This window comes from Streptomyces sp. NPDC048612, assembly GCF_043199295.1.
GTDB lineage: Bacteria > Actinomycetota > Actinomycetes > Streptomycetales > Streptomycetaceae > Streptomyces.
This window is the reverse complement of sequence record NZ_JBICVV010000024.1, coordinates 13,557-39,362: the sequence shown is the minus strand read 5'-3', so window position 1 is coordinate 39,362 and position 25,806 is coordinate 13,557. Positions and strand designations below refer to the sequence as shown.

26 protein-coding genes are annotated in these 25,806 nt (G+C 72.9%); 20 read left to right on the top strand and 6 right to left on the bottom strand.

Translation table 11 applies throughout. The features are described from left to right. The first annotated feature begins 43 nt into the window (after positions 1–43). Positions 44–511 (top strand): 50S ribosomal protein L17, encoded by a 468-nt coding sequence (rplQ, locus tag ACGFN2_RS29080; protein WP_030074813.1) that lies wholly within the window; start codon positions 44–46, stop codon positions 509–511. Positions 512–608: 97 nt separating this feature from the next. Then, positions 609–1,463: a tRNA pseudouridine(38-40) synthase TruA gene (gene truA, locus ACGFN2_RS29075; protein ID WP_362605962.1), complete on the top strand. Its 855-nt coding sequence runs from the start codon at positions 609–611 to the stop codon at positions 1,461–1,463. Positions 1,464–1,524: 61 nt separating this feature from the next. Here truA and ACGFN2_RS29070 read toward each other — a convergent pair whose 3' ends face one another. After that, the gene (locus ACGFN2_RS29070) at positions 1,525–2,391 is read right to left on the bottom strand and encodes a hypothetical protein (protein WP_362605965.1); all 867 of its coding nucleotides are present in this window, start codon (positions 2,389–2,391) and stop codon (positions 1,525–1,527) included. A gap of 55 nt (positions 2,392–2,446) precedes the next feature. On the opposite strand from ACGFN2_RS29070, the gene ACGFN2_RS29065 reads away from it, so the two are divergent. From ACGFN2_RS29065 to glmM, 4 genes are all read left to right on the top strand, one after another. Then, entirely contained in the window at positions 2,447–4,090 is a 1,644-nt protein-coding gene (locus ACGFN2_RS29065) for an ABC-F family ATP-binding cassette domain-containing protein (RefSeq protein WP_393365504.1), read from the top strand. A 266-nt stretch (positions 4,091–4,356) separates the two neighbouring features. After that, the gene (gene rplM, locus ACGFN2_RS29060) at positions 4,357–4,800 is read left to right on the top strand and encodes a 50S ribosomal protein L13 (protein WP_362605970.1); all 444 of its coding nucleotides are present in this window, start codon (positions 4,357–4,359) and stop codon (positions 4,798–4,800) included. A gap of 43 nt (positions 4,801–4,843) precedes the next feature. Next, positions 4,844–5,356, top strand: coding sequence for a 30S ribosomal protein S9 (gene rpsI / locus ACGFN2_RS29055; protein WP_018090882.1), 513 nt, complete (start codon positions 4,844–4,846; stop codon positions 5,354–5,356). A gap of 139 nt (positions 5,357–5,495) precedes the next feature. After that, positions 5,496–6,854 (top strand): phosphoglucosamine mutase, encoded by a 1,359-nt coding sequence (gene glmM / locus ACGFN2_RS29050; protein WP_362605973.1) that lies wholly within the window; start codon positions 5,496–5,498, stop codon positions 6,852–6,854. Positions 6,855–7,050: 196 nt separating this feature from the next. Here the strand turns inward: glmM and ACGFN2_RS29045 are convergent, their stop codons facing one another. Continuing rightward, complete coding sequence (locus ACGFN2_RS29045) at positions 7,051–7,932, bottom strand: NAD(P)-dependent oxidoreductase (RefSeq protein ID WP_393365501.1); 882 nt, start codon at positions 7,930–7,932, stop codon at positions 7,051–7,053. A gap of 96 nt (positions 7,933–8,028) precedes the next feature. Between ACGFN2_RS29045 and ACGFN2_RS29040 the strand changes: the two genes are divergently transcribed. After that, positions 8,029–8,400 (top strand): winged helix-turn-helix transcriptional regulator, encoded by a 372-nt coding sequence (locus ACGFN2_RS29040; protein WP_393365499.1) that lies wholly within the window; start codon positions 8,029–8,031, stop codon positions 8,398–8,400. A 53-nt stretch (positions 8,401–8,453) separates the two neighbouring features. Here the strand turns inward: ACGFN2_RS29040 and ACGFN2_RS29035 are convergent, their stop codons facing one another. Together ACGFN2_RS29035 and coaA are read right to left on the bottom strand one after the other, a co-directional pair. Further along, positions 8,454–9,392: a DUF389 domain-containing protein gene (locus ACGFN2_RS29035; protein ID WP_393365497.1), complete on the bottom strand. Its 939-nt coding sequence runs from the start codon at positions 9,390–9,392 to the stop codon at positions 8,454–8,456. Positions 9,393–9,406: 14 nt separating this feature from the next. Then, positions 9,407–10,390 carry a type I pantothenate kinase gene (gene coaA / locus ACGFN2_RS29030; RefSeq protein WP_362605979.1) on the bottom strand — a complete coding sequence of 328 codons (984 nt, stop codon included), beginning with the start codon at positions 10,388–10,390 and terminating at the stop codon, positions 9,407–9,409. Positions 10,391–10,587: 197 nt separating this feature from the next. On the opposite strand from coaA, the gene ACGFN2_RS29025 reads away from it, so the two are divergent. The 10 genes from ACGFN2_RS29025 (at position 10,588) to ACGFN2_RS28980 (ending at position 20,863) form a co-directional block, all read left to right on the top strand. Next, positions 10,588–10,863, top strand: a complete 276-nt coding sequence (locus ACGFN2_RS29025) for a hypothetical protein (RefSeq protein ID WP_393365494.1) — start codon at positions 10,588–10,590, stop codon at positions 10,861–10,863. 236 nt (positions 10,864–11,099) lie between these two features. Next, entirely contained in the window at positions 11,100–12,428 is a 1,329-nt protein-coding gene (locus ACGFN2_RS29020; RefSeq protein ID WP_393365492.1) for a hypothetical protein, read from the top strand. A 132-nt stretch (positions 12,429–12,560) separates the two neighbouring features. Further along, positions 12,561–14,408: a glutamine--fructose-6-phosphate transaminase (isomerizing) gene (gene glmS, locus ACGFN2_RS29015; protein WP_393365490.1), complete on the top strand. Its 1,848-nt coding sequence runs from the start codon at positions 12,561–12,563 to the stop codon at positions 14,406–14,408. Further along, positions 14,405–14,773 carry a holo-ACP synthase gene (locus tag ACGFN2_RS29010; RefSeq protein WP_362605988.1) on the top strand — a complete coding sequence of 123 codons (369 nt, stop codon included), beginning with the start codon at positions 14,405–14,407 and terminating at the stop codon, positions 14,771–14,773. The genes glmS and ACGFN2_RS29010 overlap by 4 nt, the downstream gene beginning before the upstream one ends. Positions 14,774–14,783: 10 nt before the next feature. Then, positions 14,784–16,208 carry an NAD(P)H-hydrate dehydratase gene (locus ACGFN2_RS29005; protein WP_393365487.1) on the top strand — a complete coding sequence of 475 codons (1,425 nt, stop codon included), beginning with the start codon at positions 14,784–14,786 and terminating at the stop codon, positions 16,206–16,208. A gap of 107 nt (positions 16,209–16,315) precedes the next feature. Beyond that, positions 16,316–17,134, top strand: a complete 819-nt coding sequence (locus ACGFN2_RS29000; protein ID WP_362605992.1) for a L,D-transpeptidase — start codon at positions 16,316–16,318, stop codon at positions 17,132–17,134. A gap of 59 nt (positions 17,135–17,193) precedes the next feature. Next, a complete protein-coding gene (gene alr, locus ACGFN2_RS28995; protein WP_393365485.1) occupies positions 17,194–18,381 on the top strand; it encodes an alanine racemase in 1,188 nt (395 codons plus the stop codon). After that, positions 18,378–19,712, top strand: a complete 1,335-nt coding sequence (locus ACGFN2_RS28990) for an alpha/beta fold hydrolase (RefSeq protein WP_393365483.1) — start codon at positions 18,378–18,380, stop codon at positions 19,710–19,712. Before alr ends, ACGFN2_RS28990 begins: the two co-directional genes overlap by 4 nt. A gap of 160 nt (positions 19,713–19,872) precedes the next feature. After that, positions 19,873–20,409 carry a tRNA (adenosine(37)-N6)-threonylcarbamoyltransferase complex ATPase subunit type 1 TsaE gene (gene tsaE, locus ACGFN2_RS28985; protein WP_362606000.1) on the top strand — a complete coding sequence of 179 codons (537 nt, stop codon included), beginning with the start codon at positions 19,873–19,875 and terminating at the stop codon, positions 20,407–20,409. 169 nt (positions 20,410–20,578) lie between these two features. Then, positions 20,579–20,863 carry a hypothetical protein gene (locus ACGFN2_RS28980; RefSeq protein WP_393365480.1) on the top strand — a complete coding sequence of 95 codons (285 nt, stop codon included), beginning with the start codon at positions 20,579–20,581 and terminating at the stop codon, positions 20,861–20,863. Between the two features lie 38 nt (positions 20,864–20,901). Here the strand turns inward: ACGFN2_RS28980 and ACGFN2_RS28975 are convergent, their stop codons facing one another. After that, positions 20,902–21,471 (bottom strand): L,D-transpeptidase, encoded by a 570-nt coding sequence (locus tag ACGFN2_RS28975; protein ID WP_362606005.1) that lies wholly within the window; start codon positions 21,469–21,471, stop codon positions 20,902–20,904. A gap of 135 nt (positions 21,472–21,606) precedes the next feature. Here ACGFN2_RS28975 and tsaB point away from each other — a divergent pair, with 135 nt between their 5' ends. The 3 genes from tsaB to tsaD all read left to right on the top strand — a co-directional run bounded on the left by tsaB (position 21,607) and on the right by tsaD (position 23,944). Next, the gene (gene tsaB, locus ACGFN2_RS28970; RefSeq protein WP_362606007.1) at positions 21,607–22,266 is read left to right on the top strand and encodes a tRNA (adenosine(37)-N6)-threonylcarbamoyltransferase complex dimerization subunit type 1 TsaB; all 660 of its coding nucleotides are present in this window, start codon (positions 21,607–21,609) and stop codon (positions 22,264–22,266) included. A gap of 65 nt (positions 22,267–22,331) precedes the next feature. Then, a complete protein-coding gene (gene rimI, locus ACGFN2_RS28965; RefSeq protein ID WP_362606024.1) occupies positions 22,332–22,805 on the top strand; it encodes a ribosomal protein S18-alanine N-acetyltransferase in 474 nt (157 codons plus the stop codon). Between the two features lie 5 nt (positions 22,806–22,810). Next, positions 22,811–23,944 carry a tRNA (adenosine(37)-N6)-threonylcarbamoyltransferase complex transferase subunit TsaD gene (gene tsaD / locus ACGFN2_RS28960; RefSeq protein ID WP_362606010.1) on the top strand — a complete coding sequence of 378 codons (1,134 nt, stop codon included), beginning with the start codon at positions 22,811–22,813 and terminating at the stop codon, positions 23,942–23,944. Between the two features lie 170 nt (positions 23,945–24,114). On the opposite strand, the gene ACGFN2_RS28955 is transcribed toward tsaD, so the two are convergent. Then, a complete protein-coding gene (locus ACGFN2_RS28955; protein WP_393365477.1) occupies positions 24,115–25,365 on the bottom strand; it encodes a methyltransferase domain-containing protein in 1,251 nt (416 codons plus the stop codon). Between the last annotated feature and the right edge of the window lie 441 nt (positions 25,366–25,806).

Below are 25,806 nucleotides of genomic sequence, written 5' to 3'. Positions count from 1 at the left end.
CCGGTACCTGATACGGCCGGTGCAGCCAAGAAGGAGATACACCATGCCGAAGCCCGCCAAGGGTGCCCGTCTGGGCGGCAGCGCTGCGCACGAGCGCCTCATGCTGCGCAACCTGGCCACCTCGCTCTTCGAGCACGGCCGCATCACGACGACCGAGGCCAAGGCCCGTCGTCTGCGTCCGTACGCGGAGCGCCTGGTGACCAAGGCGAAGAAGGGCGACCTTCACAACCGCCGTCAGGTCATGCAGCTGATCTCGGACAAGAGCGTCGTGCACACGCTCTTCACGGAGATCGCCCCGCGGTTCGAGAACCGCCCGGGTGGCTACACCCGTATCACCAAGATCGGTAACCGTCGTGGCGACAACGCTCCCATGGCCGTCATCGAGCTGGTGGAGGCGCTGACCGTGGCCCAGCAGGCCACCGGTGAGGCCGAGGCCGCGACCAAGCGTGCGGCCAAGGACGCGGAGGCGGCCACGGCTGCCGAGGCGACCGAGGAGTCGAAGGACGCCTGAGTCCCGACTTACGCGTGAGCGGGTCCGCCCTCCGGGGCGGGCCCGCTTTTCGCATTCGGGTGCGGGCGGTGCCGCGCGGGGTTGAGAGGATTGCGGTGTGAGTGACGAAGTGAAGCCGGGCGCGGTCCGGGTGCGGATGGACCTTTCCTACGACGGAAGGGACTTCTCCGGGTGGGCGAAGCAGGCCGGCGGGCGGCGGACCGTCCAGGGGGAGATCGAGGACGCGCTGCGTACGGTGACGCGGTCCGCGGAGACGTACGAGCTCACCGTGGCAGGGCGGACGGACGCGGGGGTGCACGCGCGGGGGCAGGTGGCGCATGTGGATCTGCCCGCGGAGCTGTGGGCGGAGCACCGGGACAAGCTGCTGCGGCGGCTGGCCGGGCGGCTGCCGAAGGATGTCCGGGTGTGGCGGCTCGACGAGGCGCCGTACGGCTTCAACGCGCGGTTCTCGGCGATCTGGCGGCGCTACGCGTACCGGGTGACCGACCACCACGGCGGGGTGGACCCGCTGCTGCGCGGCCATGTGCTGTGGCACGACTGGGAGCTGGACGTCGAGGCGATGAACGAGGCCTCCCGGCCGCTGCTGGGCGAGCACGACTTCGCGGCGTACTGCAAGCGGCGGGAGGGCGCGACGACGATCCGCACCCTCCAGGAGCTGAGCTGGGTGCGCGGGGCGGACGGGATCATCACGGCGACCGTGCGGGCGGACGCCTTCTGCCACAACATGGTGCGGTCGCTGGTGGGGGCGATGCTGTTCGTCGGCGACGGGCACCGGCCCGTGGAGTGGCCCGGCAAGGTGCTGGCCGCCGGGGTGCGGGACTCCGCGGTGCATGTCGTACGGCCGCACGGGCTGACGCTGGAGGAGGTCGGCTACCCGGCCGACGAGCTGCTGATGGCGCGCAACCAGGAGGCGCGGAACAAGCGGACGCTGCCGGCGGGCGGCTGCTGCTGAGCGGCGGCCCGTACGGCCTCGTGGTGGCGCCGCCCGGCCGGCGGCGTCACCCGCGGTGTCGTCAGGACCGGCCGGCCTTCTTCTGGGCGTCCCTGAGCTGCTGCTCGCCGGCCTTCGCGGCCTGGTCCTTGCCGCGCTGGGTGATCCGGCCGAACGCGTAGGCGCCGCCGTCCCGGGCGATCTGCCGGGCCTTGGTCTCGGAGCCGGTGACGTCCTTGCCGTTCAGGTAGCCGGCGATGGTGAAGTAGGCGTAGCGGCCGGTGGCGTTGGTGGCCATCCGGCACTTCGTGCCCTGGCAGAAGTCCGAGGGCACGCCGCCGCCGGGCAGCGGCATGAGGTTGGCCTTGTTCTCGTTCATGACCTTGGCGGCCCTGGCGGGCGAGTCGAAGACCGCGATCCCTACGGTGACCGCGACGCCGCCCCTGGAGTACGTGGCCCGCAGCAGCTGCCGGCAGCCGTTGTGGGACAGCGAGGAGACCAGCTGGCCCTGGGCGGCGGCGGTGCAGTCCTTGGTGGTGGCGGTCTTGACGCGCGGGTAGGAGTGCGCGCCGACGACCATGCTCTTCTGCGGGAAGAGGGTGGCGGGGGTCAGCGGCGCCTTGTCCTTCTTGGGGTCGGTGATGTAGTCGCGCGGGTTCGGCGGGGGCGGGACGGAGACGTCGGGGAAGGACGGCTTGTCGTCCGGCACGGCCTCCTCGGAGGCGGTGGCTGCCGCCGTGGGCTTGCCGCCCGCCGCGCTGCCGCTGTTCATCACGGCGGCGGTGACGATGCCGGCCACCGCCAGAGCGGCCACCACGCCGCCACCGATCCACATCCAGCGTTTCCGGCGGGCCGAGGCCTCACCCTCCTCGGCGAGTGCGCCCCAGTCAGGCGTGGACGACGAAGAACCCCCGGGGCCGTCGAACGGCCCGCCTTGCCCAAAGCTCATGCCGCGCATCCTAATGGGGTTGGTGGACGGCGCGGAGGGCGGTCACAATCCGCTCATGGGACATCTTGAGGCCGGACATCTGGAGTACTACCTGCCGGACGGCAGGGTCCTGCTGGGGGACGTGTCCTTCCGGGTGGGGGAGGGCGCGTCGGTCGCGCTGGTGGGAGCCAACGGCGCCGGCAAGACGACGCTGCTGCGCCTGATCGCGGGGGAGCTGGAGCCGCACGGCGGGTCGGTGACGGTCAGCGGCGGGCTGGGCGTGATGCCGCAGTTCGTGGGGTCCGTACGGGATGAACGCACGGTCCGTGACCTGCTGGTTTCCGTGGCGCAGCCGCGGATCAGGGAGGCCGCCGCCGCGGTGGACGCCGCCGAGCTGGCGATCATGACCGCCGAGGACGACGACGAGGCCGCGCAGATGGCCTACGCCCAGGCCCTCAGCGACTGGGCCGAGGCCCGCGGCTACGAGGCCGAGACCGCCTGGGACATCTGCACGACGGCGGCGCTGGGCATGCCGTACGAGAAGGCGCAGTGGCGGAAGGTGCGCACGCTGTCCGGCGGCGAGCAGAAGCGGCTGGTGCTGGAGTCGCTGCTGCGCGGTACGGACGAGGTGCTGCTGCTGGACGAGCCGGACAACTACCTGGACGTGCCGGGCAAGCGCTGGCTGGAGGAGCAGCTGCGGCAGACCCCCAAGACGGTGCTGTTCGTCTCGCACGACCGGGAGCTGCTGGCCCGTTCTGCCGAGAAGATCGTCAGCGTCGAGCCGGGCCCGGCGGGCTCCGACGTCTGGGTGCACGGCGGCGGGTTCGGCACCTACCACGAGGCCCGCAAGGAGCGTTTCGCCCGCTTCGAGGAGCTGCGGCGGCGCTGGGACGAGAAGCACGTCCAGCTGAAGCAGCTGGTGAACACGCTCAAGAACAAGGCGGCGTTCAACGACGGGCTGGCCTCCCGCTACCAGGCGGCGCAGACCCGGCTGCGGAAGTTCGAGGAGGCCGGGCCGCCGCCGGAGCCGCCGCGCGAGCAGGAGATCACCATGCGGCTCCGCGGCGGGCGGACCGGTGTGCGCGCGATCACCTGCGAGGGGCTGGAGCTGACCGGCCTGATGAAGCCCTTCTCCCTGGAGATCTTCTACGGCGAGCGGGTCGCGGTCCTGGGCTCCAACGGTTCCGGCAAGTCGCACTTCCTGCGGCTGCTGGCCGGCGGCGACGCCGCAGCGGAGAACCCCGTCGCGCACACCGGCGCCTGGAAGCTGGGCGCCCGGGTCGTCCCCGGTCACTTCGCGCAGACGCACGCCCACCCCGAGCTGATGGGCCGCACCCTGCTGGACGTCCTGTGGACCGAGCACGCCAAGGACAAGGGCCAGGCCATGTCCGCGCTGCGCCGCTACGAGCTGGAGAAGCAGGCCGAGCAGCGCTTCGAGCGGCTCTCCGGCGGCCAGCAGGCCCGCTTCCAGATCCTGCTGCTGGAGCTGGCCGGTACGACGGCCCTGCTGCTGGACGAGCCGACCGACAACCTGGACCTGGAGTCCGCCGAGGCGCTCCAGGAGGGGCTGGAGGCGTACGAGGGGACCGTGGTGGCGGTCACCCACGACCGGTGGTTCGCGCGCTCCTTCGACCGGTTCCTGGTCTTCGGGTCGGACGGGATGGTGCGGGAGACGGCGGAGCCGGTGTGGGACGAGCGGAGGGTGGAGCGGGCGCGCTAGCGGGGCGGCCGGTGCCGGGCGTCCGGTGCGGCGTCCGCACGCCGGTTCGGGAGGCGTTTTGACCCCGCTGGGGACGGCCCGGTATTCTGCTGGTTCGTTATGCGTATTGGCTTGCTCTATCTCACGTGAGGGGCCCTTACGCCGGTTCCTGGGCCGGTAACCAGCGGCGGACGATCGGGTTGCGTCACCCGTAGTGCCGCCCCGCTGCGGGACCGGTCACGGCGACCAGTACAGGACCCATTCACTTAAGAAGCGAAGGCTAAGACGTGCGTACGTTCAGCCCCAAGCCCGGCGATGTCCAGCGCCAGTGGCACATCATTGACGCGCAGGACGTTGTCCTGGGCCGTCTGGCCACCCAGGCCGCGACCCTCCTCCGGGGTAAGCACAAGCCGGTCTACGCGCCGCACGTTGACATGGGTGACTTCGTCATCATCGTCAACGCCGACAAGGTGCACCTGTCGGGCAACAAGCGGACCCAGAAGATGGCCTACCGCCACTCTGGTTTCCCGGGTGGTCTGCGCTCCGTCCGTTACGACGAGCTGCTCGACAAGAACCCCGAGAAGGCCGTCGAGAAGGCCATCAAGGGCATGCTCCCCAAGAACACCCTCGGCCGTCAGATGCTCTCGAAGCTGAAGGTCTACGCAGGTGCCGAGCACCCGCACGCTGCGCAGCAGCCGGTCCCGTTCGAGATCACCCAGGTCGCGCAGTAGTTCCGGCCACCCCCTAAGACGACAGAGAATTCTGAGGAGCATCGTGGCCGAGACCACTCCCGAGACCGTCATCGAGAACGACGACGCCGTCGAGGAATACACCACCGAGACCGAGGTCGTGGAGTCGGAGTACACCTCCGAGTCCCTCGCCTCCCGCTTCGGCGACCCGCAGCCGGCTGCCGGCCTGGGCCGTCGCAAGAACGCCATCGCCCGCGTCCGGATCGTTCCGGGCACCGGCCAGTGGAAGATCAACGGTCGCACCCTTGAGGGCTACTTCCCCAACAAGGTGCACCAGCAGGAAGTCAACGAGCCCTTCAAGGTGCTCGAGCTCGACAACCGCTACGACGTGGTCGCCCGCATCTCCGGCGGCGGCATCTCCGGCCAGGCCGGTGCGCTGCGCCTGGGTGTGGCCCGTGCGCTGAACGAGGCGGACGTGGACAACAACCGCGGCGCGCTGAAGAAGGCCGGATTCCTCAAGCGTGACGACCGTGCGGTCGAGCGCAAGAAGGCCGGTCTGAAGAAGGCCCGCAAGGCGCCGCAGTACAGCAAGCGCTAATCGCGCGCGCTGCACCATGCAGCCTTGGCGAACGCCCCGGTGGCACCTCCGTGCTGCCGGGGCGTTCGGCTATCCACGACCAGGGGCGTATACCTGGACTTAATGCTCTGGTCCAAGCTCATCTACTCGGAGGACACCAGTGGGACGACTCTTCGGCACGGACGGGGTGCGCGGTGTCGCCAATGCGGATCTGACGGCGGAGCTGGCGCTCGGTCTGTCGGTCGCGGCGGCGCATGTGCTCGCGGAAGCGGGCACCTTCGAAGGGCACCGGCCGGTGGCGGTGGTCGGACGTGACCCCCGCGCGTCCGGCGAGTTCCTGGAGGCCGCGGTCGTCGCGGGCCTGGCCAGCGCCGGTGTGGACGTGCTGCGGGTGGGGGTGCTCCCGACCCCGGCGGTCGCGTATCTGACCGGCTCGCTCGGTGCGGACCTCGGCGTGATGCTCTCCGCCAGCCACAACCCGATGCCCGACAACGGCATCAAGTTCTTCGCCCGCGGCGGTCACAAGCTCGCCGACGAGCTGGAGGACCGGATCGAGGAGACCTACCGCGCCCACAGCTCGGGTGAGCCCTGGGAGCGGCCGACCGGGGCCGGCGTGGGCCGGGTCACCGTCTACGACGAGGGCTTCGACAACTATGTCGCGCACCTCGTCGGGGTGCTGCCCAACCGCCTGGACGGGCTGAAGATCGTCATCGACGGGGCGCACGGGGCGGCGGCGCGGGTCTCGCCCGAGGCGTTCGCGCGGGCCGGCGCCGACATCATCACGATCGGCACCGACCCCGACGGCCTGAACATCAACGACGGCTGCGGCTCCACCCACCTCCAGCTGCTGCGCGACGCCGTCGTCGAGCACGGCGCCGACCTGGGCGTCGCCCACGACGGCGACGCGGACCGCTGCCTGGCCGTGGACCGCGAGGGCAACGAGATCGACGGCGACCAGATCCTGGCCGTCCTGGCGATCGGCATGCGCGAGGCGGACACGCTGCGCAAGAAGACCGTCGTCGCCACCGTGATGTCCAACCTCGGCTTCAAGCTGGCCATGGAGCGCGCGGGCATCGACCTCGTCCAGACCGCGGTCGGCGACCGCTACGTCCTGGAGGAGATGAAGGCACATGGCTTCGCGCTGGGCGGCGAGCAGTCCGGGCACGTCATCGTGCTGGACCACGCCACCACCGGCGACGGCACGCTGACCGGGCTGATGCTGGCCGCGCGGGTCGCCGCGACCGGCCGGCCGCTGGCCGAGCTGGCGGGCGTCATGGAGCGGCTGCCGCAGATCCTGATCAACGTCCCCGACGTCGACAGGTCCCGGGTGGGCACCTCGCCCGAGGTGACCGCGGCGGTCGCCGAGGCGGAGCGGGAGCTGGGCGCCACCGGGCGGGTGCTGCTGCGGCCGTCCGGTACGGAGCCGCTGGTGCGGGTGATGGTGGAGGCCGCGGACATCGAGCAGGCCCGCGCGGTGGCCGAGCGGCTGGCGGACGTGGTCAAGTCGGCGCTGGGATAGGCGCGGTACGCGGTGGCCTCGGCCACCGGGGAGCCCTCGCGGTTCCGTCTGTTCTTCGGCCTCGCCCCGGTCCGGTATCCGCCGGGCCGGGGCGAGGCCGTGTGGTGCTGCCCGCGCCGACTGGTGTGTGTGGGGAATGCGCTGGTCACAGCCCTTCATTGCGGACCTGGCCACCCGGTTGTCGCCGGACGGGCGGTCAGCGCACCAGCAGGTCGATCACGCCCGTCAGGCTCTCCTCGCCGCTGCCCTCGGCCAGGCGGCGGCGCATCAACGCGAAGTAGGGGCTGAGCAGTTCCGGGCTGACGCCCTGCTGCTCGGCGGTGCTCAGGAAGGTCTGAGCGCCGGCCACCTGCATGGCGAGAGGGGAGGCGACCCCCTCGGTGTAGTCGCCGCTCCGCAGCTGGTCGGCGGTCTGGTGAACGGACGGGGCCATCGCGGCGAGCCAGTCGGCGAGCAGCGGGGCGAGCGACGTGGGGTCGATGTCCTCCTTGCGGATCAGGGCGTAGGCGTGCGCGGCCCCGGCGAACATCCCGTACATGGCGCTGAGCAGGGCCACGTCGTACAGGGCCGCGAAGCCCGCGTCCTGGCCGACATAGGTGGTCCCGGCCGGGGCGCCCAGCGTCTCCCGGTGCTGCTCGAATAGCTCCCGCGAGCCGTTGTAGAAGACATAACCGCCGGCCTCCGGGACACCGATCATCGGCGGGACGGCCATGATCCCGCCGTCCAGGTAGCGGGCGCCGCGCTCGTGGGCCCACTCGGCTCGGGCGCGGGCCTGGGCAGGGGTGCTGGTGGTCAGGTTGACCAGGTCCTTGCCGGCCAGGTCGGCGCCGGCCAGGGCCTTGTCGACCGAGGCGTCGTCCAGCAGACAGACGAGGACCAGGGCGTTCGCCGCGACCGCCGCGGCGGCGCTGTCCGCGCTCTTCGCGCCGTCGGCGGCGAGCGCCGCGGCGCGGGACGGGGTGCGGTTCCATACGGTGAGCGGGTGGCCGGCGGCAAGCCAGGTACGGGCCAGCGCGGTGCCCATCGCGCCGAGGCCGAGCAGGGTGACGGAGGTCTTCTCAACAGTGGTCTGTGCCATGCCGATCAGGCTGGTCACAGGCCCGTAGATGATCAAGTACGCACTTCGGAGTGGGTGCTTACCCCGGGGTGAGCGAGCAGGTCAGAAGGGCAGGGCATGACAACGCTGAATCGGCCGGGCGCCCCGGACGGACACGCCTGCGGGATCGACGCCGCGATGGAGGTGATCGGCGGCAAGTGGAAGGTACTGATCCTCTGGGCGCTCCACGAGCACCCCTGCCGCCGCTTCGGGGAGCTGCGCCGGCTGCTTCCGGGGATCACCGAGAAGGTGCTCGCCTCTCATCTGCGCGAGATGGAAGCGGACGGTGTCGTGCACCGCGTCTCCTACGACGAGGTGCCGCCCCGCGTCGAGTACTCGCTGACCGAGGACGGCATGCGCCTCAACGACGCACTCCAGCCGTTGGCCGCCTGGGGGCGTGAGCGGCCGGCCGCTCGACGGCTGGAGGAGGGGGCGGACCAGGCCGGATGAGGTCCTGCCGTCGCACTCCCGCCTGCCTCGCGACGGGCGTGCGACGACCGGGCCTAGCGTGGCGCCGGGGCCGTGTGGTGCCGGGCCCACAGGAGTTTCTGGGTGGCCAGCGTGAGGGTGCCGGCGAGGACGATGCCCGCCAGGTTCAGCCCCAGCTGGATGGAGGAGCCCCAGGTCTGTGCGTAGTCGCCGTAGGTGAAGGCGACGGCGGCGTTGGCGGCGGCGGGGACGGTGGTCACCGAGATGGCCACCCCCACCAGGGCACCGGATTTGGCCGAGGTCAGCGAGAGGGTGCCGGCGACACCGGCGAGGAACGCGACGACGAACGACATCCAGTCCGGCCGCCAGATGAACGACGTATTGGGCCGCGGGCCCTCGACGCGGTGCTCGGTGAACAGCCCCACCGCGTCCATGAAGTAACTGAAACCGCAGGTCAGCACCATGGCCACGGCGAAGCCCACGACCAGCGCCACCAGCGAGCGCCAGGCCAGCCGCGGGGCGCGCCGGACCAGCGCGGTGGAGATGCCCGCCAGCGGGCCGAACTCGGGGCCGACCGCCATCGCGCCGACGATCAGGATGGCGTTGTCCAGGACCACACCGCAGGCCGCGATCATCGTCGCGAGGGACAGGAACGCGAGGTAGGTGGCCGAGAGCGTGGACTCCTCGTGGGTGGCGTCGGTCAGCGATTCCCACAGCACGGCGTCCGCGCCCTCGCCGGGCGCCTCGTCCTCCGCCCGGTCGGCCCGCCGGGACAGCGACAGGTCGATGTGCTCGATCGCGATCGCACCGGTCTTGTCGAGGTCCATCTCCCGCAGCCGCGCCAGCAGTCCGTCACCGGCCTCCCGCGCGACGTCGCACATCACCACATCGCCGGCCGGATCACGGGACGCCCCGCTCAGCACCACGAGATGGGTCGTCCCCACGGTCTTCTCCAGCAGCTGGAGCACCTCGTCCGTACGGTCCGCAGGGACGATCAGGCGCAGATGCAGCACGGTGTCCGCCTTCCCTAGAGCTTGCGCAACGACAGCCGTTGCACCTTGTGGTCCGGGCCCTTGCGCAGCACGAGGTTGGCGCGGCCGCGGGTCGGGGCGACGTTCTGCTGCAGATTGGGCTTATTGACGGTGCGCCAGATCATCCGGGCGTAGTCGAGGGCCTCGTCCTCGGAGACCTGGGTGTACTTGCGGAAGTACGAGAACGGGTTCTGGAAGGCGGTCTCGCGCAGCTTGCGGAAGCGCCCGAGGTACCACTTCTCGATGTCCTCGGTGCGGGCGTCGACGTAGACGGAGAAGTCGAAGAAGTCGGCGAGCCCGAGGCGGGTGCGGCCGTCCTTGCCGGGCAGCGCCGGCTGGAGGACGTTCAGGCCCTCGACGATGAGGATGTCCGGGCGCTGCACGGTCAGCTGCTCGCCCGGCACGATGTCGTAGATCAGGTGGGAGTAGACCGGTGCGGTGACCTCGGCCCGGCCGGACTTCACATCCGCGACGAAGCGGGTCAGCGCCCGCCGGTCGTAGGACTCCGGGAAGCCCTTGCGGGACATCAGGCCGCGCCGGTGCAGCTCGGCGTTGGGGAACAGGAAACCGTCGGTGGTGACCAGCTCGACGCGCGGATGCTCGGGCCAGCGGGCCAGCAGCGCCTGCAGCAGCCGGGCGGTGGTGGACTTCCCGACCGCCACGCTGCCCGCGACCCCGATGACGAACGGGGTGCCGGGCTGGGGGCCGCCGCCCGCGTCGCCGAGGAAGGTGTTCAGCGCGCCGCGCAGATTGCTGCTGGCGCCGACATAGAGGTTGAGGAGCCGGGACAGCGGGAGATAGACCTCGCGTACCTCGTCGAGGTCGATGACATCGCCCAGGCCCCGCAGCTGTTCGACCTCGTCGGCCGTCAGGGGCAGCGGGGTCTTCTCCCGCAGGGCACTCCACTGGGCGCGTGTCAGGTCGACGTACGGGGAGCTGTCGGCGCGGCGTCGTTGCTGCGGATCGGTCGTCAGGGGCACGCGCCCATTGTGCGCAGGCGGCACCCGCCGTTCATCTCGGGGTGCCCGGCCGGAGGTCCTGGGGTGGTCTTGTGGATGTCGGGGCGGTCTTGGGTGATTCTCGGCCACCCTGTCTGTACCCGGCGGTTTTCGCCCGGTACGGTCGGCGGCGGGGAAGGGCCCGGACGCCGGGCCGCGGACGAAGGAGGGGGTGCGGGGTGCGCGCGCGTAAGGCCGGTCTGCTGGGACAGCGACCGTGGGGGAGTACCACCGGCACGGACCACGACGGAGCCGACGGCACCACGGACGGCTTCGCCGCCCTGGTGTACGCCGAACTGACCGAGGAACTGCCGGACGAGGACCTGGGCGAGGATCTCGCCGATTTCCTGGAACGCTACGAGCCGTCCGACGGCCCCGGCGCCGACCCCGAGGCGGACGAGGAGTCACTGGAGACGGTGCGGGAGGCGCACGAGCGGATAACTCGGGGGTATTGAGGGGGCGGGGGCTGCGGGGCTACGTCCTCAACTCGGTGGCGGATCAGCCAGGTTGGCTGTGGGCGCCATGCCGTGTCTCCGCCGGTTCGGGCGCCGGAGAGTCTCACGCCGCCATCCTCACGGGACAGCCCCGGGCAACGGTCCAGTAGGCGACGGTCCAGGGCGATGATGAGGGGAGGACAGAAGCCTGAGGCTCAGTCAGCGTCTCAGGGGCGAAGTGTGAGGGATGCTTTCGGATGACTCGGAACCGTGTCGTCAATGTCTGCCTGGTGGCGGCCGGTGGGGGAGTGTCGGCCGCCGTGGTGTGCGCGTTGATGCGGCCCTCCACGCCGCTGCCGCGGTGGGATCTCCTGGGGTGTCTGGCGCTGACGGTGGTCGGGCTGGTGGGTGCCCTGAGGTGCCTGCGGCCGGGCTCCGGCGCTCGGACGGACCGGGCCGGGACGCGCAGGCACTGGTGGCCCGGTCAGAACGGCGGGTGGATCGTCGCCGGGGTGTGGGCCACCGTCATTCCGGTGGGGCTGTTCTTCTACGCCGCCATATCGTTCTCCCCGGAAGCCGCCCGGATCGTCGAGGCCAAGGGGGGCATCAGGGCGGTGTCCGTCGAGAAGGTGCTCTCGTCCGAGTACGTGCGGGAAAAGCACTCCGGGCATTATGAGGTTGCCGCCCGGGTCTCCGTGCCGTTCGGCGCCGAGACCAGGTCCGAGAGGGTGGAATTCACCTCGGAACGCCAGGTGAGTCGCGGCGAAAAGGTCTGGGCGCTCTATGCGCCGGCCTCGGCGGATCTCGGGGTTCTCGCCGGCGGTGACCGCGCGGCCCTGGAAGAGAAGGCGGGTGGCTCCGCTCAAGGGGGCATCGTGTTCATCGTTCTGTTCCTGGCGGGCTGCTCGCTGCTCTGGGGCCTGTGTTTCGGCGGTTTCCCCAAGGCGTCCCGGGGGCTGCGGCGTCCGCTCGGGAAGGGGGTGTGCCGCTCGCTTCCCGTCACGGTGAAGGGCGTGGGTGTGGTGGCGGACAGCACCACGGACACCAAGGGCGTCACGACCACCCGGCCGAAGCCCCGTGTGGAGTTCGGCGGGTACGAGTGGGATCTCCTGCTTGATCCGGCGATCGACCCGTCGCAGCTTTCCCTGGAGCTCAGGGGACGTGAGGCGAAGCTGTACTGGGTGGAATTCGCCGCCGGCCGCCCGGGGACGAAGAGGGTGCGGGCGATGTTGGTGCTGGACGGGCAACGGTGTGTGCAGGGCGTCCTCAGGGTCCCCGGAGAGTCGGAGTGCCCCGAGGGTGCTCCCGTACCAGCCGCCGCGTCCCTCCCCGAGGGAGACGGTCTGCGGGCGGTTCGTACGTACCCGGCCTGGAGTCCGGAGCTGCATGCCAAGGGGCTGTGGTGGCTCGTGGCCGGGGTCGTCGCCCTCGGTGCCGTCGTGTGCGGTGTCGGACGCTGGGGGGCCGGCATCCTGTGCCTCGCCGCGTTCGGCTGTCTCCTCGTCGCCCGCATGGTGATGAAGGACAGCCGTACGCGGTACTTGGAGGGCCTCCTCCCCGGTCCCGGGCCCGACGCCGGTCGGTGAGCGTTCCCGCGAGGCCTCGCGGCGGGTCTCGGCCCGGGGCGTAGCCCGACGTCGAGGGCGGTCGGTCCGGCTGCCGAGCCGGCCGCGTTGCCGTACCACCGCTGGGCAGGACGCTGCGCGTACCCTGCCCCCATGTGCGGAATCGTGGGATATGTGGGCGGGCAGAGTGCCCTGGACGTTGTCCTGGCCGGGTTGAAGCGGCTGGAGTACCGCGGGTATGACTCCGCGGGGGTGGCCGTGCTGGCGGATGGGGGGCTGGCGGCGGCCAAGAAGGCCGGGAAACTCGCCAACCTGGAGAAGGAGCTGGCGGACCGTCCGTTGCCGGCCGGGTCGACGGGGATCGGGCACACGCGGTGGGCGACGCACGGCGGGCCCACCGACGAGAACGCCCATCCGCATCTGGACAACGCCGGGCGGGTCTCGGTCGTGCACAACGGCATCATCGAGAACTTTGCCGGGTTGCGCACCGAACTGACCGACCGGGGCCATGAGTTGGCGTCCGAGACGGACACCGAGGTCGTGGCGCATCTGCTCGCCGAGGCCTACTCGTCGTGCGGGGAGCTGGCCGAGGCGATGCGGCAGGTGTGCCGGCGGCTGGAGGGCGCGTTCACGCTGGTCGCGGTGCATGCCGACGAGCCGGATGTGGTGGTGGGGGCGCGCCGGAACTCGCCGCTGGTGGTGGGTGTCGGGGACGGGGAGGCCTTCCTCGCCTCGGATGTGGCGGCGTTCATCGCGCACACGAGGGAAGCCGTCGAGCTGGGCCAGGACCAGGTCGTGGAGCTGCGCCGGGACGGCGTGACGGTCACCGACTTCGACGGGGCGCCCGCCGAGGTGCGGGAGTACCACGTCGACTGGGACGCCTCGGCCGCCGAGAAGGGCGGCTACGACTACTTCATGCTCAAGGAGATCGCGGAGCAGCCGAAGGCCGTCGCGGACACGCTGCTGGGGCGGATCGACGCCTCGGGTGTGCTGTCGCTGGACGAGGTGCGGATTCCGCCGGAGGTGCTGCGCGAGGTCGACAAGGTCGTCATCGTGGCCTGCGGGACGGCGTTCCACGCGGGGATGATCGCCAAGTACGCGATCGAGCACTGGACGCGGATTCCGTGCGAGACCGAGCTGGCCAGCGAGTTCCGTTACCGGGACCCGATCCTGGACCGGCACACGCTGGTGATCGCGATCAGCCAGTCCGGCGAGACCATGGACACCCTGATGGCGCTGCGGCACGCGAGGGAGCAGGGGGCCAAGGTGCTGGCCATCTGCAACACGAACGGGTCGACCATCCCGCGTGAGTCGGACGCGGTGCTGTACACGCACGCCGGGCCCGAGGTGGCGGTGGCCTCCACGAAGGCGTTCCTGACCCAGCTGGTGGCCTGCTACCTGGTGGCGCTGTACGTCGCGCAGGTGCGCGGCACGAAGTGGGGCGACGAGATCCGGGCCGTGGTGCGCGAACTGGCCGCCATCGGCACCCAGGTCGAGCAGGTGCTGGGCACGATGGAGCCGGTGCGGGAGCTGGCGCGCAGCCTCGCGGACAAGAACACGGTGCTGTTCCTCGGGCGGCACGTGGGCTACCCGGTGGCGCTGGAGGGCGCGCTGAAGCTCAAGGAGCTCGCGTACATGCACGCGGAGGGCTTCGCGGCCGGGGAGCTCAAGCACGGGCCGATCGCGCTGATCGAGGACGATCTGCCGGTGGTGGTGGTCGTGCCGTCGCCGCGGGGGCGGTCGGTGCTGCACGACAAGATCGTGTCGAACATCCAGGAGATCCGGGCCCGGGGGGCGCGGACGATCGTGATCGCGGAGGAGGGTGACGAGACGGTGGTGCCCTACGCCGACCACCTCGTGCGGATTCCGCGGACGCCGGTGCTGCTGCAGCCGCTGGTGTCCACCGTCCCGCTCCAGGTCTTCGCCTGTGAGCTGGCCACCGCCCGCGGCAACGAGGTCGACCAGCCGCGCAACCTCGCCAAGTCGGTGACGGTGGAATGATCATCGGGGTCGGGATCGACGTCGCCGAGATCGACCGGTTCGGGGCGGCGCTGGAGCGTACGCCGGAGCTGGCGCGGCGGCTGTTCATCGACGAGGAACTGATACTTCCGAGCGGTGAACGGCGTGGTGTGGCCTCCCTGGCGGCGCGGTTCGCCGCCAAGGAGGCGGTCGCCAAGGCGCTGGGCGCGCCGGCCGGGCTGCACTGGACCGATGCCGAGGTGTACGTCGAGGACAGCGGGCAGCCGCGGCTGCGGGTGCGGGGCACGGTCGAGGCGCGGGCCGCTGAGCTGGGGGTGCGGTCCTGGCATGTCTCGCTGAGCCATGACGCGGGAGTTGCTTCCGCCGTGGTGATCGCCGAGGGGTGAGACTGGAGGCATGAGGACTGCCTACAGCGTGGAGACCGTACGGGCCGCCGAGCGGGAGCTGATGGCCCGGCTGCCCGAGGGGGCCCTGATGCAGCGGGCGGCGGCCGGACTGGCCGTGGCCTGCGGGGAGTTGCTGGGCAAGGTGTACGGCAGCCGGGTGGTGCTGCTGGTGGGCAGCGGCGACAACGGCGGGGACGCGCTGTACGCCGGTGCCCGGCTGGCCCGGCGGGGGGCCGGGGTGGCAGCGGTGCTGCTGTCGCCCGAACGGGCCCACCCGGGCGGGCTGGCCGCGCTGCGGACGGCCGGCGGGCGGGTCTCGGACGACCCGCCGCGCGACCTCGCGCGCGCCGATCTGGTCGTGGACGGCATCGTCGGCATCGGCGGACGGGGCGGGCTGCGCCCGGAGGCCGCGCAACTCGCGCGGGCGGCGCGGGAGTCGGCGCCCGTGGTGGCGGTCGACCTGCCCAGCGGGGTGGACGCGGACAGCGGCGAGGTGCACGGGGCCGCCGTACGGGCCGATGCGACGGTGACGTTCGGGGCGTACAAGCCGGGGCTGCTGATCGATCCGGCGCGGGAGCGGGCCGGTGCGCTGCGGCTGGTGGACATCGGGCTGACGCTGCCCGGGGACGCCGCGCTGGAGGCGCTGCAGCACGCGGACGTGGCGGAGCTGCTGCCGCGTCCGGCGCCGGAGAGCGACAAGTACCGGCGGGGCGTGGTCGGGGTGGTCGCCGGGTCCGCGCGGTATCCGGGGGCGGCGGTGCTCGCGGTGGCGGGCGCGCTGCGCGGCGGCGCGGGGGCCGTGCGGTATGTCGGGCCGGCCGCCGAGGCGGTGCTGGCGCGCTTCCCGGAGACGCTGGTGCACCCCGGGCCGCCGGACAAGGCGGGCCGGGTGCAGGCATGGGTGATCGGGCCGGGCATCGGGGACGAGGCGGAGGCGCTGGAGGACGTGCTCGCCGCGGACGTGCCGGTGCTGGTGGACGCGGACGGCCTGCGGTTCCTGACGCCCGAGCGGGTCCGCGCGCGCACCGCCGAGACCCTGCTGACCCCGCACGCCGGGGAGGCCGCCGCGCTGCTCGGCCGCGGCCGCGAGGAGATCGAGGCGGCACGGCTGTCCTCCGTACGGGAGTTGGCGGCGCGGTACGGCGCCACGGTGCTGCTCAAGGGCTCGACGACGCTGGTCGCGGCGGCGGACGGCCCGGTACGGGCCAACCCCACCGGGACGGCCTGGCTGGCGACGGCCGGGAGCGGGGACGTGCTGTCCGGGGTGACCGGGTCGCTGCTGGCCGCGGGACTGCCGGCGCGGGACGCCGGCTCGGTCGGCGCGTATCTGCACGGGCTGGCGGCCCGCCGCGCGGCCGGACGGTCCGGCGCGCCGGTCCTGGCCTCCGAGGTCGCCGACCATCTGGGCGCCGCCTGGCGCGATGTGACGGACTGACAGCTCACGGGCGGCGTTACGCCCGGCGGGGGAACGGTGCGGGCACCAGGGCGAACCTGGCGTCCGGTGGGCTTGTACGACCGGCCGCCCACGGCATGCGTGAGGGCATGAGACGCTCCCTTTCGGCGCTGCTGGTCTGCGCCTCGCTCCTCGTTGTCGCCGGGCCGCCCGCGGTGGCCGTGGCGCCGTCGCCCGCGCGGGCCGTGACGTCCCCGGCCGCCGCGTACCGGCTGCCCGGCCTGGTTCCCGGGCTCCCGCGCGCACAGCGGGCGGCCGCCGGAGCCCGGCACACCGAGTACGTGCCGCGGACCGAGGCCGTCCGCGCCGGCCTGCGGGCGCCGCGGTGCAGCGCCGCCACCGGGCCCTACCAGCGGCTTACGGAGGGCTACCTGGGGCGGCAGGTGGACGGGCGGCAGAGCACGGGCGACTGCCGGGCGATCCGGCGCTTCCAGCGGGAGCACCGCATCGCGCCGGCGACCGGGTTCGCCGGTCCGGTCACCGGGGCGACGGTGCGGCTGATGCGGGCCAGGAAGGACCCCAACCGGGCCGGTCACTGCCCCGCCCTCGCACAGCGGACCGCGTGCGTCGACCTGAACCGGCAGCTGATGTGGGTGCAGCAGAGCGGGCGGGTGATCCTCGAACCGATGGTGATCCGGTCCGGCGCGCCGACGATGGAGACCCGCACCGGCTCGCACCGGATCTACCTGCGCCACCGGCACCACATCTCGAACCTGTACGGCACGCGGATGCCGTACGCCCAGTTCTTCGACCGCGGCCAGGCGCTGCACGGCGTCTACGAGGACATCTACTCGGGGCCCGGCTCGCACGGCTGCGTCAACCTCACGATGACGGACGCGCGGCGGGTGTGGGAAGTGCTGAGGACGGGCGACACCGTGTACGTCTGGGGGCGGAAGCCCGGCGTGTGAGCACGGTTTCCCCGCCCGTCCCCCGGGGCCCCGCGGCGTCGCCTGCGACACTGAGGGGGATGAACGAGACAGCAATGCGCGCCCGCGCCGCCATCGACCTCGCCGCCGTGCGGTCGAACGTCCGTGCGCTGCGGGCCCGCGCACCCCGGGCAGAGCTGATGGCCGTGGTCAAGTCCGACGGCTACGGACACGGGGCGGTGCGCTGCGGGCGCGCCGCCCGTGAGGCCGGTGCCGCCTGGCTGGGCACGGCGCTGCCCGAGGAGGCCTTCGCGCTGCGCGCTGCCGGTGACACCGGGCGGCTGATGTGCTGGCTGTGGACGCCGGGCGGCCCCTGGCGCCGGGCCATCGAGCAGGACATCGAGATCTCGGTCAGCGGGCTGTGGGCGCTGCGCGAGGTGACCGCGGCGGCGCGCGAGTGCGGCCGGACCGCCCGGGTCCAGCTCAAGGTCGACACCGGGCTTGGCCGCAACGGCTGCGCCTTCGCCGACTGGCCGGAACTGACCACCGCGGCCCGCGCCGCCGAGGCCGACGGCACGGTGACCGTCACCGGCGTCTGGTCGCACTTCGCCTGCGCCGACGAGCCGGGACACCCCTCGATCGCCGCCCAGCTGGCCGCCTTCCAGGAGGCGTTGGGCACCGCCGAGAAGGCCGGCCTGCGCCCCGAGGTGCGGCACATCGCCAACACCCCGGCGCTGCTCACCCTCCCCGAGGCGCACTTCGACCTGGTCCGCACCGGCATCGGCGTCTACGGCATCTCGCCCAGCCCCGAGGTCGGCACCTCCGCGGAGCTGGGGCTGCGGCCCGCGATGACGCTGGAGGCCGCGCTGGCGTCGGTCAAGCGCGTCCCGGGCGGGCACGGCGTGTCGTACGGGCACCACTACACGACGCCCGGCGAGACCACCCTGGCGCTGGTCCCGCTCGGCTATGCGGACGGCATCCCGCGGCACGCCTCCGGCACCGGCCCGGTGCTGGTCGCCGGCAAGTGGCGGACGGTCGCCGGGCGGATCGCGATGGACCAGTTCGTGGTCGACCTGGGCGGGGACAGCGCCGCGCCGGGCGATCCGGCGGTGCTGTTCGGCCCGGGGGACCGCGGTGAGCCGACCGCGGAGGACTGGGCGAGGGTGGCCGGAACCATCGGCTACGAGATCGTCACGCGGATCGGAACCCGGGTCCCGCGCGTCTATGTGGACAGCGGCACGCCGAGCGAGGCCGAAGGAGACAGCGCGCTCACGGGGGGTACGGCATGACCGAGGGACAGGACGCCGCCGTGGAGGCGGTCGAGACGGCCGTCGAGGCGGCCGGGAACTGGGCACGGGCCGGCCGGCACGCCGGGGTGGCCGGCGCCGCGATCGGCGTGGTCGCGGCGGGTGCCGCGGCCGGGGTGGCGATAGAGCGGATGACGGTCGGCCGCGGGATGCGCCGCCGGGCCCGGCTCGCGCTGGACGCCGCCGGCCCGTACGGCACGCTGCGCGGCACACCGGGCGCGGCGATCGCCGAGGACGGCACCGAGCTGTACTACGAGGTCGACGAGCCCGGCGTGGAGACGGCCCGGCCGGAGAAGGACGACCGGACGGGCAAGGCCAGGAACGGCAAGGGCGCCAAGGCCGACCGGTCAGCCAAGCCGGTCCGCGGCAAGGAGGCACGGGCCGCGCAGGAGGCGCACGGCGGCCTGCGCAAGCGGCTGACCGCGGCGCTGGGCCGGCGCGGACAGGCCCCCACGGTCGTCTTCAGCCACGGCTACTGCCTCAGCCAGGACTCCTGGCACTTCCAGCGCTCCGCCCTGCGCGGCACGGTGCGCACCGTCCACTGGGACCAGCGCAGCCACGGCCGCTCCTCGCGCGGCCACGGCCAGATCGACGGCACGGAACCGGTCACCATCGACCTGCTGGGCCGGGACCTGAAGGCGGTGCTGGACGCCGCGGTCCCCGAGGGGCCGATCGTGCTGGTCGGGCACTCCATGGGCGGGATGACGGTGATGGCGCTGGCCGACCAGTTCCCCGAGTACGTCGCGGCGCGGGTGGTCGGGGTGGCCCTGATCGGCACGTCGGCGGGCCGGCTCAGCGAGGTCGGCTTCGGGCTCCCGTCGATGGGCGTCAAGGCCTTCCACTGGCTCGCACCGGGTGTGCTGAAGGCGCTGGGCTGGCAGCGCGAGATCGTCGAGCGCGGCCGCCGGGCCACCGCCGACCTCTTCGCCGGGCTGATCAAGCGGTACTCGTTCGGGACGCCGGAGAAGGTGGACCCGGGCATCGCGCGGTTCGGCGAGCGGCTGATCGAGGCGACCCCGATCGACGTGGTCGCCGAGTTCTTCCCGGCGTTCGCGGTGCATGACAAGACCGAGGCGCTGGTGGCGTACGACGCGGTGCCCGCCCTGGTGCTCGCCGGGGAGAGCGATCTGATCACCCCGGCCGACCACAGCCGGGCGATCGCCGAGGTGCTGCCCGACGCGGAGCTGGTGTGCGTCCCCGGGGCCGGGCACCTGGTGATGCTGGAGCGGCCCGAGCTGGTCAACGAGCACCTGGTGTCGCTGGTGGAACGGGCGGGCGCGGCGGCCCGCACCTCCCGGCACGCCCGCGCCTGAGCGGACGGCCCGGCGAGCGGGGCCCGGCGGGCCGGGGCGGCGGACCCCGCGCGGTGGTGTCCTCGCGGGGTGGCGGCCGGGAGAGGGACAGGGCTGCCGTCCGGCAGGGCGTCGTTGAGGGGTGGTGGTCGGGAGAGGGGCAGGCCGTACCATTTGCGGCATGAGCACCACCGGCGCGATGGCGCACGTTACCGTCAAGTCCCCCGCACAGATGCAGGAGTTGGGTCGCCGTCTGGCCCCGTTGCTGCGCCCCGGCGACCTGGTCCTGCTCACCGGTGAGCTGGGAGCCGGCAAAACGACGCTGACCCGCGGCCTGGGCGAGGGCCTGGGCGTGCGCGGCGCCGTCACCTCTCCCACCTTCGTCATCGCCCGGGTGCACCCCTCGCTGGCCGGCGGCCCCCCGCTGGTGCACGTCGACGCGTACCGGCTCGGCGGCGGGCTGGACGAGATGGAGGACCTGGACCTCGATGTCTCGCTGCCGGAGTCGGTGGTGGTCGTGGAGTGGGGCGACGGCAAGGTCGAGGAGCTGTCCGAGGACCGGCTGCATGTGGTCATCGGCCGGGCCGTGGGCGCCGACGCCCCGGGCGGGCCGGACGGGGCCCTGGAGGACGACGTCGACGATGTGCGCGAGGTGACGGTCACCGGCCTCGGCGCGCGCTGGGCGGACGCCGGACTGCCCGCGCTGGAGGCCTGCTGACGGCGGGGCCGGCGGTCGCGGCAGGGATTCCGCCCGCCGCGGAGGCCGCCGGACGTCCGTAGTTTCCGACAAGCCGTCGGTAAGATGTTGCGTACCCGGTGCCGGGCGTGGTCACATGGGTGGAGACCCCAGTTAGGTAAGCCTAAGTAGTAAGCCTAGCTTCTGTCGCTTGCCCCAGGAGCCCCGGGAGGCGTCCATGTCGGCCCACCAGCACTGCCCCACGCCCGAGGGGCGTGCGGGCATCCCCGTCGCGGCGGCCGGGCGCGATCCGCGCGAGGCGCCGACCATGAACGAACTGCTGGCCGCGTGCGCCGCGGCCAGTGCGGTCTCCACGCCCCCCGACGCCGCCGAGGAAGCCGGTCAGAGCGGCGCCGCGCGTCCGGCGGACGAGCCGGAGGCGGAGGAGCAGCCCCGGTCCGGGGCGGCGTCCAGCAAAGGCCGCGACGCGGCGTAGCCCATAGGGGCGAATGGACCGCCAGGGGAGCCGTGCGGTCAGGAGACCACGACGACCTTGGTGCCGGTGGGCGCGAAGTCCCACATCGCCTTGCCGTCCGCGCGCGACTGACGGATACCGCCGGTCTTCGCCGTCGCGCCCGGGTCGGGCCGGGAGCCGTCGACGGCCGCGCTGAAGCCGACCGTGACGCCGCTGACATTGGCGAACCGCACGACGTGCTCGATCGCGATCCCGTCCGAGCCCGTGACGCTGACCGACCGCGAGCCGACCGGGTACGACCCCGGCTGCGGGCTCACCGCGCTCGGCGCGACCCGGAACGTCCGCAGCGCCTTGTCCTGCGCGTCGACCAGCCAGACCCGCTTGGCGCCGAGCGCGTAGACGATCCGCTTGCCCTGGCCGGACGCCGCGGGCACCGGCGCCGGGGCGGGGGTCTTGTCCTTCTTGGCGGGCCGGTGCGCGTGCTTCCCGGAGGCGCTGTGGCGGTTGTCCTTACGGGCCTGGGCCAGGTTGTCCGGGGCGGACGCCGCGGCCTGGTAGCCGAGCACTCCGACCGCGACCAGGGCCGCCGTGGTCAGCGCGGTGACGATCGTGCTGCTCTTAGCGGGCACCGCTGTGCCACCTTTCCTCGCGCTCCCCGCCGTCGGGGAGTCCCGGGCCTGGTTGCCGGGCTGCTTGCTGCTGGGCTACGGGGCGACGGTAGCACCGGGAACGGGGACCACCCGCCGAGCCGTAGTCTTGAGGACGTGCTGCTGCTAGCTCTTGACACCGCCACCCCTGCCGTCACCGTCGCGCTCCATGACGGCACCCGCGTCCTCGCCGAGTCCCGCCAGGTGGACGCGCGCCGGCACGGTGAACTGCTGCTGCCCGCCGTCGACCGGGTGCTGGCCGAGGCCGGCCACCGGCTCGACGAGGTCAGCGACATCGTGGTCGGCGTGGGCCCGGGACCGTACACGGGGCTGCGCGTCGGCCTGGTGACCGCCGACACCTTCGGCGCCGCGCTCGGCGTGCCCGTCCACGGCCTGTGCACCCTGGACGGCCTCGCCCACGCCTCCGGGCTGACCGAGCCCTTCGTCGTGGCCACCGACGCCCGCCGCAAGGAGGTCTACTGGGCGCGCTACGGCGATGCCCGCACCCGGCTGACCGAGCCGGCCGTCGACCGCCCCGCCGACATCGCCGACCAGGTGGCCGGCGTCCCGGCCGTGGGCGCGGGCGCGGTGCTCTACGACACGGTCTTCACCGGCGTACGGCGCGAGGCCCCCGAGCACCAGTCCGCCGGCGCGCTGGCCGCGCTGGCCGCCGGGAAGCTCGCGGCGGGCGAGGAGCTGCTGCCGCCGCGGCCGCTGTACCTGCGGCGCCCGGACGCCCAGGTCCCCGCCAACTACAAGGTGGTCACTCCCCGGTGACCGCCCGCCCGCCGTCCGGCCAGTGCTCCCCGGCGCCACCGCCCGGCGGCCCCGCGCTGCGCGAGATGCGCTGGTGGGACATCGCGCCGGTGCTGGAGCTGGAGCGCGAGCTGTTCCCCGAGGACGCCTGGTCGCCGGGCATGTTCTGGTCCGAGCTGGCGCATGCGCGCGGGCCGTTCGCCACCCGCCGCTACCTCGTCGCCGAGCAGGACGGCAGGATGGTCGGCTACGGCGGGCTGGCCGCCATCGACGGCACCGGCGACGTCCAGACCATCGCCACCGCCCGCGACCAGTGGGGCACCGGCCTCGGCGCCCGGCTGCTGACCGAACTCCTCGGCGCCGCGACCGACTTCGAATGCCATGAGGTGCTGCTGGAGGTACGGGTCGACAACCTCCGCGCCCAGCGCCTCTACGAGCGCTTCGGCTTCGAGCCGATCGGCTTCCGCCGCGGCTACTACCAGCCCGGCAACGTCGACGCCCTCGTGATGCGCCGCACCACCCAGACCTCCTCCGAAGCACCCTCCGTACAAGGAACTTGACAACCATGGCTGACTCACGCGGCGGACCGCTCGTCCTCGGCATCGAGACCTCCTGCGACGAGACCGGTGTCGGCATCGTCCGCGGCCACACCCTCCTGGCCGACGCGGTCGCCTCCAGCGTCGACGAGCACGCCCGCTTCGGCGGCGTGGTGCCGGAGGTGGCCTCGCGCGCCCACCTGGAGGCGATGGTCCCCACCATCCAGCGGGCCCTGAAGGACGCCGGGGTCGCCGCCTCCGACCTGGACGGGATCGCGGTCACCGCCGGACCGGGCCTGGCCGGTGCGCTGCTGGTCGGCGTCTCGGCCGCCAAGGCGTACGCCTACGCCCTCGGCAAGCCGCTCTACGGCGTCAACCACCTCGCCTCGCACATCTGCGTCGACCAGCTGGAACACGGCGCGCTGCCGGAACCCACCATGGCGCTGCTGGTGTCCGGCGGCCACTCCTCCCTCCTGCTGGCCCCGGACATCACCTCCGACGTACGCCCCCTGGGCTCGACGATCGACGACGCGGCGGGCGAGGCGTTCGACAAGATCGCGCGGGTGCTGCACCTCGGCTTCCCCGGCGGCCCGGTCATCGACCGCTACGCCCGCGAGGGCAACCCCGACGCGATCCGCTTCCCGCGCGGGCTGACCGGCCCCCGCGACCCGGTCTACGACTTCTCCTTCTCCGGCCTGAAGACCGCCGTGGCCCGCTGGATCGAGGCCAAGCGGGCGGCCGGTGAGGAGGTGCCGGTGGCGGACGTCTCGGCGTCCTTCCAGGAGGCAGTGGTGGACGTGCTGACCCGCAAGGCCGTCCGGGCCTGCAAGGACAACGGCGTGGACCACCTGATGATCGGCGGCGGGGTCGCGGCCAACTCCCGGCTGCGGGCGATGGCCCAGCGCCGCTGCGAGGACGCCGGCATCACCCTGCGGGTGCCGCGGCCCAAGCTGTGCACCGACAACGGTGCGATGGTCGCCGCCCTGGGCGCCGAGATGGTGGCCCGCAACCGGCCGGCCTCCGCCTGGGACCTCTCCGCGGACTCCTCGCTCCCGGTCACCGAACCCCATGTGCCCGGCGAGTTCCCCGAGGACGCACCCGCGCACCACCACCACGACCACGATCACGTCCACGAGATGAGCAAGCACAACCTCTACTCGTGACGCCCGGCGAGGGCTCGTTCCGTCCCTCTGCGAGTCCTCGCCGCCGCCCCCGGCCCGGTGTCCGGCCCGGGGTGCTGCCCTGACGGGCCGGCGCGGTACGGAACGGGCCGGTGCACCCGTCAGCGGCACACTGGCCCGCAGCCGCTGTCCCCGGGTCTACGCCGAGGACCTCACCGGCCTGGCGTGACCGGGTCCGTGGCCGGGTGCCCCAGCAGCATCGTGGGGGCCCCGGCGACCCGGGTGAGGAAGATCGTGCAGGACGTGCGGCCGCCGCCCAGCTTCAGCTTTTTGCGCAGCTCCTCGGGCTCCACCGCGGAACCCCGCTTCTTGATCACCGCGATCCCGACCCCGCGCTCCCGCAGCAGCGCCTTGAGCCTCTTGACGTGGAACGGCAGCACATCGGTGATCGCGTAGGCGGTCGCGTACGGCGTCTCCGTCAGCTGGTCCGCGGTGATGTAGGCGATCGTCGGGTCGATCAGCCGCCCCTCGACCTGCCGGGCGACGTCCGCGACGAGATGCGCCCGGATCACCGCCCCGTCCGGCTCGTACAGCCAGTCGCCGACCGGGCCGACCGGCGCCTGCGGTGCGTCGTCGCCGGCGGACGGGTCCGGCAGCCCGGTGCCGAGCAGGGAGTCCCCGGCGGGCAGCAGCGTGGCGCGGCGGCCGCCGGGCACCGGGCGGGCCGCCGCGCCCTGGCCCGTCCCGAACCACACCACGGCCTCCTTGACGTCACCGCCGTCCGAGATCCACTCCGTCTCGGCGTCCTCCGGCAGCGCCTCGTGCGGCACCCCCGGCGCGATCTTGAGCGCCGCGACCGGTGCGCTGCGGGCCGCCTCCACGGCCCATGACAGCGGCGGCGCGTACGCCTCCGGATCGAAGAGCCGGCCGCCCCGCACCTTGCTCCGCCGCGCCGGGTCGACGAACACCGCGTCGTACCCGGCGGTGTCCACCTCCGTCACATCCGCGCAGCGCACCTCGATCAGCTCCGCCAGCCCCAGCGCCTCGGCGTTGGCCCGCGCCGCCGCACACGCCAACGGGTCGCGGTCCACGGCCAGTACCCGGATTCCGGCCCGCGCCAGCGCCAGCGCGTCGCCGCCGATGCCGCAGCACAGGTCGGCCAGCGAACGGATGCCCAGCGCGGCGAGGCGGGTGGCGCGGTGGGTGGCGACCGTGGTGCGGGTGGACTGCTCGACACCGTTCGGCGTGAAGTACATCCGCCAGGCGTCCGCCCCGAACTTCGCCACCGCCCGCTGCCGTAGCCGGGCCTGCCCGAGCGCCGCGGAGACCAGCTCCGCCGGGTGGTCCCGCCGCAGCCGGGTGGCTGTCGCCAGCTCGTCCGCCGGGTCGTGGTCCCGCAACTCGGCCAGCAGCGTCTGCCCCTCCGGGGCGAGGAGGCGGTGAAAGGTGTCGAGGTCGTTCACGACCTCATTGTCTCCCCACGTTGTTGTCTTCCCCGCCGTTCCGGCTGCGCTTGGCTTTCGGCCCACGTTGTTGTCTTTCCCGCCATGGTGGTTTCTCGCCGTTGCGCCTGCGGCGGGCGGGTGGTTGTCGGGTGCGGTGACGGGCCTCCGGGGCAGGGTTTCCGGACTGCTTCGCTTTACGTCCGGAAACCCTGCCCCTCCGGCCCGTCCCCTCCCGTGGGAGGAGTGAGTACGGCTGGGTGGGGGCGGGCGTCGAGTCACTGCTCTTCACCACGCGCACCGGACCAGTCGCATAAGCCCCCACTCACCGTTTTTTCCATCCCTCAACGGGAGGGGACGGGTCGGAGCGGGTGGGGGGGGGGGGGCGGGAAACCCACCCCAGCCGCCCCCCCCCCCCCCCCGCGCCCCGCCCCCCCCCCCCCCCCCCCCCCCCCCCCGGCC

What these genes read in the sequence shown, in the direction of transcription:
- ACGFN2_RS28990 (WP_393365483.1), top strand. Translation starts at nt 18,378, where the DNA reads ATGACCGAGGGACAGGACGCCGCCGTGGAGGCGGTCGAGACGGCCGTC.
- rplQ (WP_030074813.1), top strand. Translation starts at nt 44, where the DNA reads ATGCCGAAGCCCGCCAAGGGTGCCCGTCTGGGCGGCAGCGCTGCGCAC.
- ACGFN2_RS29000 (WP_362605992.1), top strand. Translation starts at nt 16,316, where the DNA reads ATGAGACGCTCCCTTTCGGCGCTGCTGGTCTGCGCCTCGCTCCTCGTT.
- ACGFN2_RS29020 (WP_393365492.1), top strand. Translation starts at nt 11,100, where the DNA reads ATGACTCGGAACCGTGTCGTCAATGTCTGCCTGGTGGCGGCCGGTGGG.
- ACGFN2_RS29010 (WP_362605988.1), top strand. Translation starts at nt 14,405, where the DNA reads ATGATCATCGGGGTCGGGATCGACGTCGCCGAGATCGACCGGTTCGGG.
- rimI (WP_362606024.1), top strand. Translation starts at nt 22,332, where the DNA reads ATGCGCTGGTGGGACATCGCGCCGGTGCTGGAGCTGGAGCGCGAGCTG.
- glmS (WP_393365490.1), top strand. Translation starts at nt 12,561, where the DNA reads ATGTGCGGAATCGTGGGATATGTGGGCGGGCAGAGTGCCCTGGACGTT.
- ACGFN2_RS29070 (WP_362605965.1), bottom strand. Translation starts at nt 2,391, where the DNA reads ATGAGCTTTGGGCAAGGCGGGCCGTTCGACGGCCCCGGGGGTTCTTCG.
- ACGFN2_RS29065 (WP_393365504.1), top strand. Translation starts at nt 2,447, where the DNA reads ATGGGACATCTTGAGGCCGGACATCTGGAGTACTACCTGCCGGACGGC.
- ACGFN2_RS29005 (WP_393365487.1), top strand. Translation starts at nt 14,784, where the DNA reads ATGAGGACTGCCTACAGCGTGGAGACCGTACGGGCCGCCGAGCGGGAG.
- tsaD (WP_362606010.1), top strand. Translation starts at nt 22,811, where the DNA reads ATGGCTGACTCACGCGGCGGACCGCTCGTCCTCGGCATCGAGACCTCC.
- tsaE (WP_362606000.1), top strand. Translation starts at nt 19,873, where the DNA reads ATGAGCACCACCGGCGCGATGGCGCACGTTACCGTCAAGTCCCCCGCA.
- alr (WP_393365485.1), top strand. Translation starts at nt 17,194, where the DNA reads ATGAACGAGACAGCAATGCGCGCCCGCGCCGCCATCGACCTCGCCGCC.
- ACGFN2_RS29045 (WP_393365501.1), bottom strand. Translation starts at nt 7,932, where the DNA reads ATGGCACAGACCACTGTTGAGAAGACCTCCGTCACCCTGCTCGGCCTC.
- ACGFN2_RS29040 (WP_393365499.1), top strand. Translation starts at nt 8,029, where the DNA reads ATGACAACGCTGAATCGGCCGGGCGCCCCGGACGGACACGCCTGCGGG.